Raw genomic sequence first — 15,930 nt, 5'->3', positions numbered from 1 at the left:
CCGGTCGGCGGCGATTTCCCTGTGGCGTCTTCGGTAAACCGGACAAGCCGGGCGTTCACCCGCCGACCAGGAGCTGGTCGTGGACCACCCGTACCCCCGGGGCGGACCAGGCCACCCGCTCGACCTGGTCGCGTTCCCACCACGAACGGACCACCCCGGCGAGAACGAGGGTGTCGCCGTCCATCTCGACCGTCACCCGGTCGGCGCCGATCGTGCGACGCAGCGCGCGCTGGACGTCGCGACGCACCTGTTCGGCGGCCGGTGGCGCGGGCGGTCGCACCTCGACGAGGTTGGTGATCCCCCGTACGCCGTCGAGGCGGCGCAACTCCCCCTCCGCGGTGCGGCGCTGCCACCCGAACTCCACCTCACCGCGGAGCATCAGCCAGCCGTTGGCAACGGTCACGTCCAGGCGCTCGGATGGCACGAAGCTGTCCCACTCCAGCGCCCGACTGGCCGCGATGGCGATCTCGCCGTCGGTACGCCCCGGCGTGCCCGGCAACCGCACCTCGATCTCGTCCGCCACCGCCCGTACGCCACGGACCCGCTGCGCGCAGCGGGTGGCCGCCCAGCTCCGGGCCGCGCCGTCCACGTAGCCGGTGAGGGTCACCACGCCCTGGTCGACGGTCACGCCGATCTCGTTCGGCTGCAGTTGCGGGTCCCAGGCCAGCTCGGCCAGGACGTCGCGCTGGATCTGCTGGTCGTCACGGACACGCGTCGCGGTGCTCATCGATCCACCCCCCGTACGGTCGCGGGCTCGCCTTCCGAACCTGCCGGGCGAACGGGTGACGGCGGTTCACCCGATCCGGGTGAACCGCCGTCGGGGCGGAAAAGAGCGGCGGGTGACGGAGGGAGGAGGCAGGTTCAGGTGTCGGTCAGGACGTTTCGGCGAGCGTCACGGTTGCCGTCTTCTCGACGCCGTTCCGCTTGAAGTGCACCTCGACCCGGTCGCCGACCTTGCCGGCCTGGACGGCGCCCACCAGGTCGTCGGAGTCGTTGACCACCTTGTCGCCGAAGCGGGTCACCACGTCGCCGCGCTGGAGGCCGGCCTTCTCGGCCGGGCTGCCCGCGGTGACCGACGCGACCAGCGCGCCGCCGCCCTCGGCCTCGTTGACGCCGACCCCGAGCGAGGGGTGGCTGACCTTCTCGCCGCGCTGGAGCTTGCCCGCGACGTCCTTGGCCTTGTTGCTGGGGATGGCGAAGCCGACGCCGATGTTGCCGGTGCTCTGCCCGGAGGTGGCGATGGCGGTGTTGACGCCGATCACCTCACCGCGGGTGTTGACCAGGGCACCACCGGAGTTGCCGGGGTTGATCGGCGCGTCGGTCTGGAGCAGACCGGAGATCGAGCTGACCGCCTGACCCTGCTGGTTCGGGTCCTGCTGCTGGCCCTCGCCGGCCCGGATGGTGCGGTCCCGGGCGCTGAGGATGCCCGAGGTCACCGAGCCCTGCAGGCCGAGCGGGCTGCCGAGCGCGAGCACCTGGTCGCCGACCTGCATGGCGTCGCTGTCACCGAAGGTGGCCGGCTTGAGGTCGCTCACCCCGTTGGCCTTGACCACGGCCAGGTCTGTCTTCGGGTCGGTGCCGATGATCTTCGCGCCGGCGGTCTTACCGTCGGCGAAGACCACCTGCACCGTGTCGCCGGCAGCGGAGGCGACCACGTGGTTGTTGGTGAGCACGTAGCCGTCGGCGCTGAGCACGACGCCGGAGCCCTCGCCGCTGTCGGTGGCGATGGAGACGACGCTGTCCTGCACGGCGGCGGCGATCTTCGGCAGGTCGGCGCCGTTGATCACCGGGGCCGCCGAGTAGGTGCGGGTGATGCCGCCACCGTCGCCGTCGAGGGCGAGCGCGAGCGCCCCGCCGGCGACACCGGAACCGAGCATCAGGGCGAACACCGCGACACCGGCACCGGCGAACTTGGCGATGCGGCTCGGCCGGGGCCCGCTGCCGGGCGGAGCGGCCTGCGGACCCCAGGGCGGCACCGGCTGCCCCGGGTGCTGGGGGTGCTGCTGGTGCTGGGGGTGTTGGGGGTACGCGCCCGGCTGGCCCCCGCCGGCCCAGCCGGACTGCTGCTGGCCGGGATACCAGGGGGCGCCGGGGTAGCGGCCGGCGGTCGGCTGCGGGTACCCGAGCTGGCCGGGCGCCGGGTGGCCGGAGACCGGGTACGGCGGCGCGGAGGGGGTGGCGGCGGGCGGCTCGTAGCCGGTCGGCTGAGCGACGGTCGGAGCCGCCGCGGTCGGCTGACCGGGCTCGTACCCGGTGGACGGGGCCGGCGGCGCGCTGGCCGGCTGGCCGGCGGCAGCGGTGGGCTCGTCCCCGGTGGTCGGAACGACCGGAACGGGGGTGGTCGGGGAGTCGGACTGCACGCGCTCGTCGCGCGGCAGCTCGGCGGTGGGGTGCGACGGCTCGGCGTCGGTGGCGGCCGGCCGGCGCTGCGGGTCGGACTCGAACTCGGTCATGTCACTACCTTCTCCCCGGCCACTGCGACCAACCTGGAACCGTCCTGGAAGTTGGCTGAAAGTCACTCGCCGACCCCGTCGTCCTGTGGCACCTGGGGCAGCCGGACCCGGAAGGTCGCCCCGCCGCCGGGGGTCTCGGCGACCTCGACCGAACCGTGGTGGGCGGCGACCAGCGCCGCCACGATGGCCAGGCCGAGGCCGGTGCCGGTGTTGCCGTCGGCCCGCCGGGTCCGCGCCGCGTCGGCCCGGTAGAACCGCTCGAACACCCGTTCCGCCTGCTCCGGGGAGAGGCCCGGGCCGGTGTCGGACACCTCCACCACGGCGAGGTTCCCCGGCTCCGCGCGCAGGCGCAGCCTGATCTCGGCGTCCGGCGGGGTGTGGGTCAGCGCGTTGGTGACCAGGTTGCCGATCACCTGACGCAGCCGCGCGTCGTCGGCGTAGACGACGAGGGGGCCGGAGCCGGGCTCGATCTCCAGCTCGATCCGTCGGTCCGGGGCGATCGCCCGGGCGGCCTGTACCGCGTCGGAGGCGAGCACCGGCAGCTCCACCGGGGCCAGCGAGAGCGGCCGTTCCCGGTCCAGTCGGGCGAGCAGCAGCAGGTCCTCCACCAGCAGCCCCATCCGGGCCGCCTCGTCCTCGATCCGCCGCAGCAGGCCGGCCGTCTGCTCGGGTGCCCGAGCGGCGCCCTGCCGGTACAGCTCGGCGAAGCCGCGGATCGTGGTCAGTGGGGTACGCAGCTCGTGCGAGGCGTCCGCCACGAACTGCCGCATCCGCTCCTCGGAGCGTCGGGCGCGCGCCTCGGACGCCTGGGCGGCGGCCGCCGCGTCCCTGGCGGTGCTCTCCGCCGAGCGGGCGGCGGTCTCCGAGGCGGCCCGGGCGGTGAACGCCGCCTCGATCTGGGCGAGCATCGCGTTCAGCGCGCGGGAGAGCCGGCCCAGTTCGGAGGTCGGGTGCTCCTGCCCCTCCTCCGGGTCGGGCACCCGGCGGGTCAGGTCACCGCCGGCGATGGCGGCAGCGGTGCGTTCTATCTCCACGAGCGGCTTGAGACTGGTCCGTACGATGGCCGCGCCCACCGAGGCCAGCATGATCAGCACCGCGCCGCCGACCAGGAGGTCGATCCAGACAAGCTGCTTCACCGCCAGGTCGACATCGGTGAGGTGCTGCCCGATCGCCGCGAGCTGACCGTTGGGCAGCTCGGTGTAGAGGATCCGCCAGCGCACCTTGCTGTCACGGGCCCGGACGGTGAACGGGTCACCCTCCAGTTTCTCGAATCCGGCGGCGTTCTCCGGCCACGGCGGGAGATCGGCCATGTCGAAGCGTTGATCGTCGAACTGGTAACCCAGGACCCGGTCACCGCTCGGGCTGGTCACGACCACCAGATAGTCGGTCGGGATGCCCAACCGCCCCTGCTTGGCCTCCACCACCGCGCTCTCGATGCTCCGCGCCGAACCGCGCAGCTCGTTGTCGACCTGGCCCACCAGGTAGTTGCGGAGGAAGTAGGCGGTCAGCGAGCTGATGACCAGCAGCGCGGCCGCGACGAGCGCGAGCACCGACGCGACCAGCTTGACCCGTAGTGGTACGCCCCGCACCCGTCCCTTCGCCTGCTGGACCGCGTTCACGCCGCCGGCTTGCGCAGCACGTACCCGACGCCGCGGAGGGTGTGGATCAGCCGAGGCTGGGTGGTGTCGACCTTGCGCCGCAGGTAGGAGATGTAGGACTCGACGATGTTGTCGTCACCGCGGAAGTCGTAGTTCCACACGTGGTCGAGGATCTGCGCCTTGGACAGCACCCGGTTGGCGTTGAGCATCAGGTAGCGCAGCAGCTTGAACTCGGTCGGCGAGAGCTGCACCCGCTGCCCGGCCCGGTGCACCTCGTGGGTCTCCTCGTCCAGCTCCAGGTCGGCGAAGGTGAGCCGGGAGGGGGCCTGCTCGCCGGTGGTGGTGCGGCGCAGCACGGCCCGGATCCGGGCGGTCAGCTCCTCCAGGCTGAACGGCTTGGTGACGTAGTCGTCGCCACCCAGGGTCAGCCCGCGGATCTTGTCGTCGGTGGCGTCCCGGGCGGTCAGGAAGACCACGGGGGTACGCGTACCGCCCTCGCGGAGCATCCGGATGACCTCGAAGCCGTCCAGGTCCGGCAACATCACGTCGAGCACCACCAGGTCGGGCCGGTGGTCCTTGGCGGCGTTCAGGGCCGCGCTGCCACTGGTTGCGGTGGCGACGTCGAAGCCGGCGAAGCGCAGGCTCGCGGAGAGCAGCTCGAGGATGTTCGGGTCGTCCTCGACGACGAGCAGTCGCGCCTCGGTCTGGGTAGCGGGCATGTGCCCATCATCGGCGACCTCACTGCACCGGCGCTGGACGCTTCCTGCAAAAAACCTGTGAGTCGCCGGCCGGCGGGTCGGTTGGTGGCGCCGGTCAGCGCAGCAGGCGGCGCAGCCCGTCCAGCGCGCCGTCGAGCAGCCGGATCGCGGTACGCAACTGGGTGTCGCTGAGCTGGCGGGCACGCGCCAGCCGGCCCACCTCGACGGTGAACGCGGCCAGCCGCTGGTCGAGTTCGTCGAGCAGCGCCGCGCGGGGCGCGCTGGCCGGACCCGCGCCCGGTGACGGCGGCGCCTCCCACCGGGAACGCCGGGTCTGCCGGGCGGCCGCGCTCAGCTCCCGCTTGAGGTCGCGGACCGAACCGCTCACCTCGCTGCGGATCTCGCCGGCCAGGGTGGAGAGGTCGGCCACCGACGCGGCGATGTCCGCCTCCAGGGTGGTCAGCTCGCCCTGCCGTTGGCGCAGCTCGTCGCGGCCGGCGTCGGTGATCTCGTAGGTCTTGCGGCCTCCGGCGGCGGTGTGACTGACCAGCCCTTCGGCCTCCAGCCGCTGGAGCCGGGGGTAGATGGTGCCGGCGCTGGGGGCGTAGAGCCCGAGGAAGCGGTCCTCCAGCAGGCGGATCAGCTCGTAGCCGTGCTTCGGGCCGTCGTCGAGGAGCTTCAGCAGGTAGAGCCGGAGCCGGCCGTGGCTGAACACGGCGGTCACGGCAGCTCCTCCTCGTCGTCGGTCACCGGTCGGGCGAGGAGCGCGATGCTCCCCGACGTCGCGGAGGCCCAGAGCTTACCCTCGCCTGCGCCGAGCACCCCCTCGCTGTTGGCCAGCGGAAAGGTCGAGGTGTGCACCTGGGGAAACCCGCTGGTGATCCGACCGGAGGCGGTGTGCAGCCGGACGGCGAGGTCGCTGTCCTCCCGGATCCGCACGGTGATGCCGCCCGAGATGGTGCTGAGCCGGATCTCGCTGTGTCGGGGGTTGTCCAGGTCGCAGGTGATGGCTCCGGAGACCGTCTTGGCGTCCACCCGGTCGGCGGCGCTGTCGGCGAGGATCACCTCGCCGGAAACCGTCTCCAGGGTGACGTCGCCGCCCACCCCGAGCGCCTCCACCGACCCGGAGGTGATCTTCGCGGAGGTGCTGCCGCGCAGCCCCATCAGGGTGATCTGACCGGCGGTCACGTCGACCGTGGTCTGCCGGCGCAGCCCCGAGGCGACCAGCGAGCCCGCGACCAGGCCGAGGTCGGCGAGGACGTCGGCGGGCACCGCGACGGACACGTGCACCTTCGGGTACCGGGCCAGCGACCGGAGCCACCGCAGGGCGTCCGCCCAACCGCGGCCGCGCTCCTGACGGAGGGTGAGGCGGCCGTCGGAGTGGGTGATGAGCACGGGCCGACGACCGACCCGGGTGACGTCGATCCGGGTCGGGCCGTCGGTGGCGACCACGTTGAGCCGTCCGCTCACCAGGCGGACGTGCAGCCGGGTGACCGGGCCGTCCACGGTGAGCCGCTGCGGGCTGTCGACCGTCCATCCGGTCATGGCGTCTCCCCTCGATGACGCGCCGACGCACGTCCGACAGGGGAGACACTAACGCGATACATCGCGACAGCACAAGACTGTCGCGAGTCGTCACGCCGCCAGGTCGAGCTCCCGCCCCGCGCCGGACGTCGGCGCGGCCACCGCCGGCGCGGCGACCGAGGTCGGCACGGTGGCGGCCGAGGTCAGTGTGGGCACCGGGCGCAGCCCGGCCCACGCCGGGGCAGCCGTCCGGGGCACCAGGTGTACGGCCGACTCGGCGGCCCGGGCCAGCAACCGCCGGTCGGCGTCCCGGGCCGGGTGCAGCGCGGCGGTCACCGTCACGGTGACCACGAGTTCCCGTGCCGACACCACTCGCGCCACCGAGCGCAGCAGGGTGTCCGCACCGAGGAAGGCGGCAGCGGTGGTGGCCGCCCCGGTGGCCTCGCACCGGTACCGGAGCCGCAGCGGCACCACCGGGCTGCCCGTGTCGATGGCCGCCTGGAACGTCGCGGGCCGGAAACCGCCGCCGGGGCGGCAGTCGGCCGCGCCCTCCCCGGCGCACCAGGTCGTACCCTCCGGGAAGACCGCGACCGAACGACCGGCGCGCAGCGCGTCGGCGACCCGGCCGACGGTGGCCGGCAGAGCCCGTGGCCGGGACCGGTCCACGAAGACCGTGCCCGCCGCGACGGCCAGCAGACCGACCACCGGCCAGGAGCGGACCTCCCGCTTCGCCACCATGCGGGTCGGCGCGACCGCCAGCACCGCCAGGATGTCCAGCCAGGAGACGTGGTTGGCGACCAGCAGCGCGCGGCGCCGGGGCAACCGGCCCCGGATCACCAGCCGGACGCCGAAGGCGCGGACGGTGGCCCGGGCCCACGCGCGTGTCGCCGCCCGCCGCTCCGGCCCGGGCAGTACGGGCAGCAGCAGCACCAGGCCCACCCCGGCCAGCAACATGCCGGTCGCGGCGACCAACCGGAGCACCCGCCGGGCCACCGGCACCGTGGGCACCTCGTCCGCTGCCGGGAGACACTCGTCGCCGCAGCCGGATTCCGGACGCCAGAGGTCGTGCGCCAGGGCGGTCACCGCTCCACCCCGCCCAGGAAGTGCCGCAGGTAGCGCGGGTTCATCCGGTCCAGGGAGAAGAGCACGTAGAAGTCCGCGCACCTGAAGTCGGGGTCGTACGCCGGCTCGCTGGCGATCCACGCGCCGAGCCGGAGATAGCCGCGCAGCAGCGGCGGCACGGCGGCACGGCCGACCGGGTCGGTGGCCGTCCGGTCGCCGGCGGCTGCCGGCTCGGTGAACCAGGGCCGCAGTGGGCGGACCCGCAGCGGCGGCGGCGCCAGGTGCCGGGCCCGTGCCTGCGCCCACACCTCGTCGACCGCACGCCCGCCGTCGTCCACCGGAACGGAGGCACAGCCGCCGAGCCAGCGGGAGCCGCGCAGGTGCAGGTACCGGGTGATGCCCGCCCACATCAGGTTGATCACCGCCCCCGAGCGGTGGTCCGGGTGCACACAGGACCGCCCGGCCTCGACCAGGTCGTCGCGGAGCGGGTCGAGCGCGGCGAGGTCGAACTCGGTCTCGGCGTACCGCCGGTTGGTGCGGCCCGGCGGCAGCAGCCGGTAGGTACCGACCACCTCGCCGGTGCTCTCCTGGCGGACGATCAGGTGGTCGCAGTGGGCGTCGAAGGGGTCCACGTCCAACCCGGCCTCGCCCGGGCGGAGGGTGGCGCCGAGCTCGGTGGCGAACACCTCGTGACGCAGGCGTTGCGCGGCCGCGACCTGGGTCGGGTCGTCGGCGATCAGCAGGGTGTATCCGCTGGTCGTCAGTGGTGCGCCAGCGGCATGCAGAACGGCCATGGGATCTGTGTAGGTGCCCCGGGTTGCCATCCTCGGTGACCACCGGTGTCGATCGGGTGAACGCCGGCCGGCGTATCTGTCCGACCACGGCCGTGCGAGGCTGCCGGGCGGATCCGGCGACGCTGCCGGCACAACCTCCGGAGGTCGACGATGCGCATCGAGTCCCGCTACAACGGGCCCTCCGGCTCGGGCAACGGCGGCTGGAGCGCCGGAGTCTTCGCCGCCGCGGCCGGCGGCCCCGGCCCGGTCGAGGTGACGCTGCGCCGGCCACCGCCGTTGGAGACCGCGCTGCGGATGGTCGACGGCGAGGTTCGGGACCCGGCCGGCGAGCTGGTGGCCGAGGTCCGGCCGGCCGGAACGGTGGACGCCGTCGTACCCCCGGTCGACCGGGACGCGGCGGTGGCCGCGGCGACCCGCTACCCCGGCCTGGTCGAGCACCCGTTCCCCGACTGCTACGTCTGCGGTCCGCGCCGCGCGGACGGGCTGCGGATCTTCCCCGGCCGGCTGCCCGACGGGCGGACCGCCGCGCCGTTCCAGGCGCCCGAGGAGGTCAGCGGCGCCACGGTCTGGGCGGCGCTGGACTGCCCCGGCGGTTGGGCGGTGCTCGCCCCGGGCCGGCCGTACGTGCTGGGCCGGATCGCCGCCGTGGTCACCGCGCTGCCCGCGCCCGGCGACGAGTGCGTGGTGACCGGCGCGTTGATCGGCGTCGACGGCCGCAAGGCGCTCGTGCACACCAGCCTGTACGGCCCGGGCGGCGCACTGCTCGGCGCGGCTCGGGCCACCTGGATCGCCGCCCGCTGACCCCAGCCGTCGTCCGCAGGGAGGACCCGTCTCCACCGCAAGAAGGACCACGCCGTACGGACCCAGCCTGATTGACCTTGTTGCGCTCGGCCGTCACGCTGTGCCACGGCGTACCTCGACGCCGCACACGGGAGGAGAACGATGACTGACGGGCAGCGAAGCCCCACCAGCGACGGTCAGATCGTGGTGTCCGGTCTGACGAAGCAGTACAAGAACGTCCGGGCGGTGAACAACCTGTCCTTCACCGTGGCGCCGGGGCGGGTGACCGGCTTCCTCGGCCCGAACGGCGCCGGCAAGACCACCACGCTGCGCATGCTGCTGAACCTGGTCACCCCCACCGCCGGCACGGCCACCATCAGTGGCCACCGGTACGCCGACCTCACCGATCCGCTCCGGCACGTCGGCGCGATCCTGGAGGCGTCCAGCGCACACAAGGGCCGCACCGGCATCAACCACCTGCGGGTCATCTGCGCGGCGGCCGGGCTGCCCAAGCAGCGGGCCGACGAGGCGCTGGCCCTGGTCGGGCTGACCCCGGCGGCGAAGCGCAAGTTCAAGGGCTACTCACTGGGCATGAAGCAGCGGCTCGGCATCGCCGCCGCGATGCTCGGCGACCCCCGGGTGCTGATCCTCGACGAGCCCGCCAACGGGCTCGACCCGGAGGGCATCCGGTGGATGCGTGGGTTCCTCAAGAACCTCGCCCACGAGGGTCGCACCGTGCTGGTCTCCAGCCACCTGCTGTCGGAGATGCAGTTGCTCGCCGACGACGTGGTGATCATCGCGGCCGGTCAGCTGGTCCGACAGGGGCCGGTCGACCAGGTCCTCGGGTCGATGGCGCAGGGCGCCCGGGTGCGGGTCCGCACCCCGCAGGCCGAGACCCTGATCGCCGCGCTGAAGGCGCTGTCGGCGACGGTCGACACCGACGAGCAGGGCGTCCTGCTGGTCGGCGGGGTGGACGCCCCGACGATCGGCCGGTCCGCCCTGGCCGCCGGTGTGGAGCTGCACGAACTGACCACCGAACGGCCCGACCTGGAACGGGTCTTCCTGGAGCTGACGGCCGGAAAGGCGGGCATCCGATGAACCTGATCCGATCCGAGCTGCTCAAGATCCGTACCACCAACACCTGGTGGGTCTTCGCGCTCATCTCGCTGCCGCTCTGGGCGCTCACGCTGCTCATCAACTGGTTGCAGGCCGACGCCCTGACGAGCGGGAACCTCGGCGACGTACCACCCGACCAGGTCGACACCGTGGCGGCCGCGGCCAGCCCGGACGCCCTCTCGTCGAACCTGTTCACCACCGGGCAGTTCTTCGGCCTGCTGATCGTGATGCTGCTCGGCATCATCGTGGTGACCAGCGAGTTCTTCCACCAGACGGTGACCACCACGTTCCTCACCACGCCGCACCGCACCGCGGTGATGAGCGCCAAGCTGGCCGCGGCGGGCGTGCTGGCGCTGCTGTTCTGGCTGGTGACCACCGCGTTCAACCTGATCGCCGGTTCGGCGGTGCTGAACGCGGTCGGGCTGGGCTCACAGTTGGGCAACGACGCCGCCTGGCGGGCGATCGGGTTGAACCTCCTCGCCTACCTGCTCTGGGCGGTGTTCGGGGTTGGCATCGGTGTGCTGATCCGCAGCCAGATCGGTGCCACCGTGACCGGCATCCTGCTCTACCTGGGCGGCTCGATCGGCGCCATCCTGGTGATCAGCATCCTGGCCGCCCGCTGGGGTGACTGGATCAACAACCTGCAACTGCTGGTGCCGTCGCTGGCCTCGTCGCTGATGGTCACCGGGGCGGACATCCCCGGAAACCCGCCGCGCTGGGCCGGCGCCGCCGTGCTGATCGGCTACGCGGTGGTCACCGGCGTGGTCGGCACCCTGCTGATGCGCCGGCGCGACATCTCCTGACCGGACGGTCCCGGGGCGGCGGCGGCACGGCCGCCGCCCCGGGGCGCCGCGTTCCCCCGATTCCCCACTCTGGTCGACCTGCCCGCTCAGCCGCCCGGGCAGCCCCGGCCACCACTGATCGGTACGCAGTGGCCGACCGGAGGGTCCGACTCCTGGTCGGCCGGGTCGTGGCCGATCAGCGTGGTGGTTGCCATGCTGCCGGCCAACGCGACCCCCAGATAGACCAGCACCATTCCGCCGAGCGCCCAGCCGAAGTGGCGCCGCCAGGTCGGCTCCCCCGACAGCGCGGCCAGCAGCAGGCCGGCAGCAGGGAGTGCCGCGTTCAGCACCAGCCCGGCGGTCAGCAGGGCGTCCGTGGTGGCGCCGAACGCCTGCGCCGCGTCCCGGGTCGGCGTGTACGGCGTGGACGTCCGCCGGATCAGGCCCACCACGAGCAGGAACGGCACCCCGTACAGCCAGGCGAAGAACAGCCCGCCGAGGCCGAGCCGCTTCACGAGCGCCCCAGGTACGCGCCGGCCACGACGGTCCCGACCGCGGCGCTGACCGCCACGGACAGGGTGCCGGCCAGCACCGCGGAGGTGATCCGGCGGACGGCCAGCGCGTTGACCACCGCCGTGACGATCAGCAACCCGAGGAGCACGGGCGCACCCCAGAACAACCCGGCCAGCGCCAGCGACTCCAGGGGCGAGAGGCAGCTGAACATCGCCGAACAGTCCTCTCGGGGCGCGCTCGGCACGCTCGTCGTGCCCACCACGACCGCCGCGATCACCGTCGCGTACCAGCCGAACGCGACCGCCATGCTGCGGCCGTACCGCCCCCGCGCTCCCGTGTCATCCATGCGGCCGATCCTCGCCGGCAGCGCCGGCACAGGACATCCGTACCCGTACTCAGTCGTGCCAGCTCACCGCCGTACCAGTCATCGGGGGACGACGCAGCGGATGCTGAACTTCTGGCATCTTCTGTGAATCGGACCACGCGACCGAGGCGGAAATGCCTGCGGGATCCGTACGGCGTAGCCTGGGAGCCGTCCTGTCCGTACTCCTCACCGGGTGCGACGGACCACCGCGTGACACACAAACCCGCGTGAAAGAGGCGATTACCGGCCGTGTCGACCCAGCAGACTTCGCAGGAGAACCCACTGGCGGGTTTCGGCCCGAACGAGTGGATCGTCGAGGACATGTATCAGCGCTACCTCGCCGACCCAACGAGCGTCGATTCGGCCTGGCACGACTTCTTCGCCGACTACCGACCGGCGCCGGGGGCCGCGACACCGCGCGGCGGTGAGCCGGCCGGCGCGCCGGCCGCCGCACCCGAGCCGGACGGCCAGCCGGAAGCGGCCGCCACGGTCAGCCAGCCGAGCACCCCGGCGAAGCCGCCGGCGGCCAGCAAGCCGGCCGCGCAGCCGGCGAAGCCCGCCGCCGCGGCACCCGCCCCCGCGAAGGCCGCCGCCCCGGCGAAGGCCGCCCCGGCCAAGCCGGCCGCCAAGGCCGCCGCGCCGAGCACCGAGGGCCCGCAGACCACGCCGCTGCGCGGTGTCGCCGCGAAGATCGTCCAGAACATGGACGCCTCGCTGAGCGTGCCCACCGCGACCAGCGTCCGGGCGGTCCCGGCCAAGTTGCTGGTCGACAACCGCATCGTGATCAACAACCACCTCGCCCGGGGGCGCGGTGGCAAGGTCAGCTTCACCCACCTGGTCGGGTACGCGATGGTCCGGGCGCTGGTCCAGCACCCGGAGATGAACAACTCCTTCACCGAGGCCAACGGCAAGCCGGCGGTGGTCCGCCCGGCGCACGTCAACCTCGGCATCGCGATCGACCTGGCCAAGCCCGACGGCAGCCGCAACCTCGTGGTCCCCTCCATCAAGGGCTGCGAGCAGATGGACTTCCGGCAGTTCTGGCAGGCGTACGAGGACGTGGTCCGGCGGGCGCGGCGCAACGAGCTGACCATGGAGGACTACTCCGGCACCACGATCTCGCTGACCAACCCGGGCGGCATCGGCACCGTGCACTCGATGCCGCGGCTCATGCAGGGGCAGAGCGCGATCATCGGCGTCGGCGCGATGGAGTACCCGGCCCCCTACCAGGGGATGTCCGAGGCCACCCTCGCCGAGCTGGCCGTCAGCAAGATCATCACGCTGACCAGCACCTACGACCACCGGATCATCCAGGGCGCGCAGTCCGGCGAGTTCCTCAAGGTGATGCACGAGCTGATCCTGGGTGAGCACAGCTTCTACGACGAGATCTTCACCTCGCTGCGGATCCCGTACGAGCCGGTGCGCTGGATGCGCGACGTCGCGGTCAACTCCGAGGGCCAGATCAACAAGACCGCCCGGGTCCACGAGCTGATCCACGCCTACCGGGTGCGCGGTCACCTGATGGCCGACACCGACCCGCTGGAATTCAAGATCCGCAAGCACCCCGACCTGGACGTCCTCCAGCACGGGTTGACCCTGTGGGACCTTGACCGCGAGTTCCCGGTGAACGGCTTCGCCGGCCGGCAGCGGATGAAGCTGCGCGAGATCCTCGGCGTGCTGCGCGACTCGTACTGCCGCCGGGTCGGCATCGAGTACATGCACATCCAGGACCCGGAGGAGCGTCGCTGGATCCAGGAACGGATCGAGCGCAAGTACGAGAAGCCGTCCCCGGACGAGCAGAAGCACGTGCTCAACCGGCTCAACGCCGCCGAGGCGTTCGAGACCTTCCTGCAGACCAAGTACGTCGGCCAGAAGCGGTTCTCGCTGGAGGGTGGCGAGTCCCTGATCCCGCTGCTCGGCGAGATCCTGGAGTCCTCCGCCGAGGGTGGGCTGGACGAGGTCGTCATCGGGATGGCGCACCGGGGTCGGCTCAACGTGCTGGCCAACATCGTCGGCAAGCCGTACGAGAAGATCTTCTCCGAGTTCGAGGGCCACCTGGACCCGCGCTCGACCCAGGGCTCCGGCGACGTGAAGTACCACCTGGGCCAGAACGGCAAGTTCACCACCCCCGACGGCGAGCACGCCGTCAAGGTGTCGGTGGTGGCCAACCCGTCGCACCTGGAGGCCGTCGACCCCGTGCTGGAGGGCATCGTCCGGGCCAAGCAGGACCGGATCGACCTCAAGCTGGAGGGCTACACCGTGCTGCCGCTCGCGGTGCACGGTGACGCGGCGTTCGCCGGGCAGGGCGTGGTCGCCGAGACGCTCAACCTGTCGCAGTTGCGCGGCTACCGCACCGGCGGCACCGTCCACGTGGTCGTCAACAACCAGGTCGGCTTCACCACCGCCCCGGAGTACAGCCGGTCCAGCCTCTACAGCACCGACGTGGCCCGGATGATCCAGGCGCCGATCTTCCACGTCAACGGCGACGACCCGGAGGCCGTGGTCCGGGTGGCCCGGCTGGCCTTCGAGTACCGGCAGACGTTCAACAAGGACGTCGTGATCGACATGGTCTGCTACCGCCGGCGCGGGCACAACGAGGGCGACGACCCGTCGATGTCCAACCCCCAGATGTACAAGATCATTGACTCGAAGCGCTCGGTGCGCAAGCTCTACACCGAGGAGCTGATCGGTCGCGGCGACATCACCGTGGAGGACGCGGAGGAGCTGCTGCGCGACTACCAGGCGCAGCTGGAGAAGGTCTTCAAGGCCACCCGGGACGCCGCCGCGGCACCGCGCCAGCTCAACCGGCCGCGCCGCGAGGAGGAACCGGAGCCGCAGGTCGACACCGCCACCGACGCGGCCGTCGTGAAGGCGATCGGCGAGGCGCACGTCAACCTGCCGGAGGGCTTCACCCCGCACAAGCGGATCCAGCAGCTGCTCGACCGGCGGGCCAAGATGTCCGTCGAGGGCAACATCGACTGGGGCTTCGGCGAGATCATCGCGCTCGGGGCGCTGCTGCACGACGGGGTCACCGTCCGGCTGGCCGGTCAGGACTCCCGCCGTGGCACGTTCGTCCAGCGGCACGCCTCCGTGGTGGACGCCCGTACCGGCGACGACTACCTGCCGCTGAAGTCGCTCACCGGCGACGGCGAGCGTTCCCGGTTCTTCGTGCACGACTCGCTGCTCAGCGAGTACGCCGCGATGGGCTTCGAGTACGGCTACTCGGTGGAGAACATCAACGCGCTGGTGGCCTGGGAGGCGCAGTTCGGTGACTTCGTCAACGGCGCCCAGTCGGTGATCGACGAGTTCATCTCCTCCGGCGAGGTGAAGTGGGGCCAGCGCTCCGCCGTCACCCTGCTGCTGCCGCACGGCCACGAGGGCCAGGGCCCCGACCACACCTCGGGCCGCCCGGAGCGGTTCCTGCAGATGTGCGCCGAGGACAACATGCGGGTGTCCATCCCGACCACCCCGGCGAACTACTTCCACCTGCTGCGCCGCCAGGCCCTGTCGCCCAAGCGCAAGCCTCTGGTGGTGTTCACGCCGAAGTCGCTGCTGCGGCACAAGCTCTGCGTCTCGTCGGTGGAGGACTTCACCACCGGCACCTTCCAGCCGGTGCTGCGCGACACGGCCGCCCCGGCGCCGGAGGCCGTGAAGCGGGTGCTGCTCTGCTCCGGCAAGATCTACTACGACCTGTTCCAGGCCCGGCAGGAGCGCGGCGTCACCGACACCGCGATCATCCGGATCGAGCAGCTGTACCCGCTGCCGGTGGAGGAGATCCGGGCCGCCCTGGCGCAGTACCCGAACGCGGAGGACTTCGCCTGGGTGCAGGAGGAGCCGGCCAACCAGGGCGCCTGGTCGTTCGTCGCGCTCAACCTGCTGGAGCACCTCACGGACGTCCGGCTGCGGCGGATCTCCCGCCCGGCCGCGGCCGCCCCGGCGGTCGGCTCGGCCAAGACGCACGAGGTCGAGCAGAACGCCCTGATCGAGGCGGCTCTCCCCCGCCCGTGACCTGACGCACCGCGAGAGCCGGGGCAGGGCCGACACCACGGTCCTGCCCCGGCTCCGTCGGTCCACCCGCCCGGCCCGCGCCGGGCCAAGCACGAGGACGTACCGATGTACTTCACCGACCGTGGTATCGAGGAGCTGGTCGAGCGCCGGGGCGACGAGCAGGTGACCCTGGAGTGGCTCGGCGAGCGCCTACGCGACTTCGTGGACCTCAACCCCGACTTCGAAACCCCCATCGAACGCC

General features: G+C 72.3%; 15 protein-coding genes. 5 read left to right on the top strand and 10 right to left on the bottom strand.

The features are described 5' to 3' along the window. Nucleotides 1–55 precede the first annotated feature (55 nt). The 8 genes from M8C17_RS23250 to M8C17_RS23215 all read right to left on the bottom strand — a co-directional run bounded on the left by M8C17_RS23250 (nt 56) and on the right by M8C17_RS23215 (nt 8,129). Nucleotides 56–727: a BON domain-containing protein gene (locus M8C17_RS23250; protein WP_252418675.1), complete on the bottom strand. Its 672-nt coding sequence runs from the start codon at nt 725–727 to the stop codon at nt 56–58. A gap of 145 nt (nt 728–872) precedes the next feature. After that, nucleotides 873–2,453, bottom strand: a complete 1,581-nt coding sequence (locus M8C17_RS23245) for a S1C family serine protease (RefSeq protein WP_252418674.1) — start codon at nt 2,451–2,453, stop codon at nt 873–875. 62 nt (nt 2,454–2,515) lie between these two features. Next, nucleotides 2,516–4,072 carry a cell wall metabolism sensor histidine kinase WalK gene (locus M8C17_RS23240; RefSeq protein ID WP_252418673.1) on the bottom strand — a complete coding sequence of 519 codons (1,557 nt, stop codon included), beginning with the start codon at nt 4,070–4,072 and terminating at the stop codon, nt 2,516–2,518. Beyond that, nucleotides 4,069–4,770, bottom strand: coding sequence for a response regulator transcription factor (locus M8C17_RS23235; RefSeq protein ID WP_030336721.1), 702 nt, complete (start codon nt 4,768–4,770; stop codon nt 4,069–4,071). The genes M8C17_RS23240 and M8C17_RS23235 overlap by 4 nt, the downstream gene beginning before the upstream one ends. Nucleotides 4,771–4,864: 94 nt before the next feature. Next, nucleotides 4,865–5,473, bottom strand: a complete 609-nt coding sequence (locus M8C17_RS23230; protein WP_252418672.1) for a PadR family transcriptional regulator — start codon at nt 5,471–5,473, stop codon at nt 4,865–4,867. After that, entirely contained in the window at nt 5,470–6,294 is an 825-nt protein-coding gene (locus M8C17_RS23225) for a DUF4097 family beta strand repeat-containing protein (RefSeq protein ID WP_252418671.1), read from the bottom strand. The genes M8C17_RS23230 and M8C17_RS23225 overlap by 4 nt, the downstream gene beginning before the upstream one ends. 90 nt (nt 6,295–6,384) lie before the next feature. Beyond that, complete coding sequence (locus M8C17_RS23220; protein WP_252418670.1) at nt 6,385–7,356, bottom strand: lysophospholipid acyltransferase family protein; 972 nt, start codon at nt 7,354–7,356, stop codon at nt 6,385–6,387. After that, on the bottom strand, nt 7,353–8,129 hold the full coding sequence (locus M8C17_RS23215; protein WP_252418669.1) for a GNAT family N-acetyltransferase: 777 nt from the start codon (nt 8,127–8,129) through the stop codon (nt 7,353–7,355). The genes M8C17_RS23220 and M8C17_RS23215 overlap by 4 nt, the downstream gene beginning before the upstream one ends. A gap of 150 nt (nt 8,130–8,279) precedes the next feature. Between M8C17_RS23215 and M8C17_RS23210 the strand changes: the two genes are divergently transcribed. The 3 genes from M8C17_RS23210 to M8C17_RS23200 all read left to right on the top strand — a co-directional run bounded on the left by M8C17_RS23210 (nt 8,280) and on the right by M8C17_RS23200 (nt 10,828). Next, nucleotides 8,280–8,930 (top strand): hypothetical protein, encoded by a 651-nt coding sequence (locus M8C17_RS23210; protein WP_252418668.1) that lies wholly within the window; start codon nt 8,280–8,282, stop codon nt 8,928–8,930. 141 nt (nt 8,931–9,071) lie between these two features. After that, on the top strand, nt 9,072–10,007 hold the full coding sequence (locus M8C17_RS23205) for an ATP-binding cassette domain-containing protein (RefSeq protein ID WP_252418667.1): 936 nt from the start codon (nt 9,072–9,074) through the stop codon (nt 10,005–10,007). After that, nucleotides 10,004–10,828, top strand: coding sequence for an ABC transporter permease subunit (locus tag M8C17_RS23200; protein ID WP_252418666.1), 825 nt, complete (start codon nt 10,004–10,006; stop codon nt 10,826–10,828). The genes M8C17_RS23205 and M8C17_RS23200 overlap by 4 nt, the downstream gene beginning before the upstream one ends. An 86-nt stretch (nt 10,829–10,914) precedes the next feature. Here the strand turns inward: M8C17_RS23200 and M8C17_RS23195 are convergent, their stop codons facing one another. Both M8C17_RS23195 and M8C17_RS23190 read right to left on the bottom strand, forming a co-directional pair. Then, a complete protein-coding gene (locus M8C17_RS23195) occupies nt 10,915–11,322 on the bottom strand; it encodes a hypothetical protein (RefSeq protein ID WP_252418665.1) in 408 nt (135 codons plus the stop codon). Next, a complete protein-coding gene (locus tag M8C17_RS23190) occupies nt 11,319–11,666 on the bottom strand; it encodes a hypothetical protein (protein ID WP_252418664.1) in 348 nt (115 codons plus the stop codon). The genes M8C17_RS23195 and M8C17_RS23190 overlap by 4 nt, the downstream gene beginning before the upstream one ends. A gap of 267 nt (nt 11,667–11,933) precedes the next feature. On the opposite strand from M8C17_RS23190, the gene M8C17_RS23185 reads away from it, so the two are divergent. Together M8C17_RS23185 and M8C17_RS23180 are read left to right on the top strand one after the other, a co-directional pair. Further along, nucleotides 11,934–15,689: a multifunctional oxoglutarate decarboxylase/oxoglutarate dehydrogenase thiamine pyrophosphate-binding subunit/dihydrolipoyllysine-residue succinyltransferase subunit gene (locus M8C17_RS23185; protein WP_252418663.1), complete on the top strand. Its 3,756-nt coding sequence runs from the start codon at nt 11,934–11,936 to the stop codon at nt 15,687–15,689. Between the two features lie 105 nt (nt 15,690–15,794). After that, the coding region (locus M8C17_RS23180) for a DUF6104 family protein (protein ID WP_252418815.1) at nt 15,795–15,930 on the top strand (136 nt) is incomplete at its 3' end.

It is taken from the genome of Micromonospora sp. RHAY321 (assembly GCF_023896955.1).
Classification (GTDB): Bacteria; Actinomycetota; Actinomycetes; order Mycobacteriales; family Micromonosporaceae; genus Micromonospora.
The sequence above is the reverse complement of the archived record's forward strand: the minus strand, read 5'-3'. Positions and strand labels throughout refer to the sequence as shown.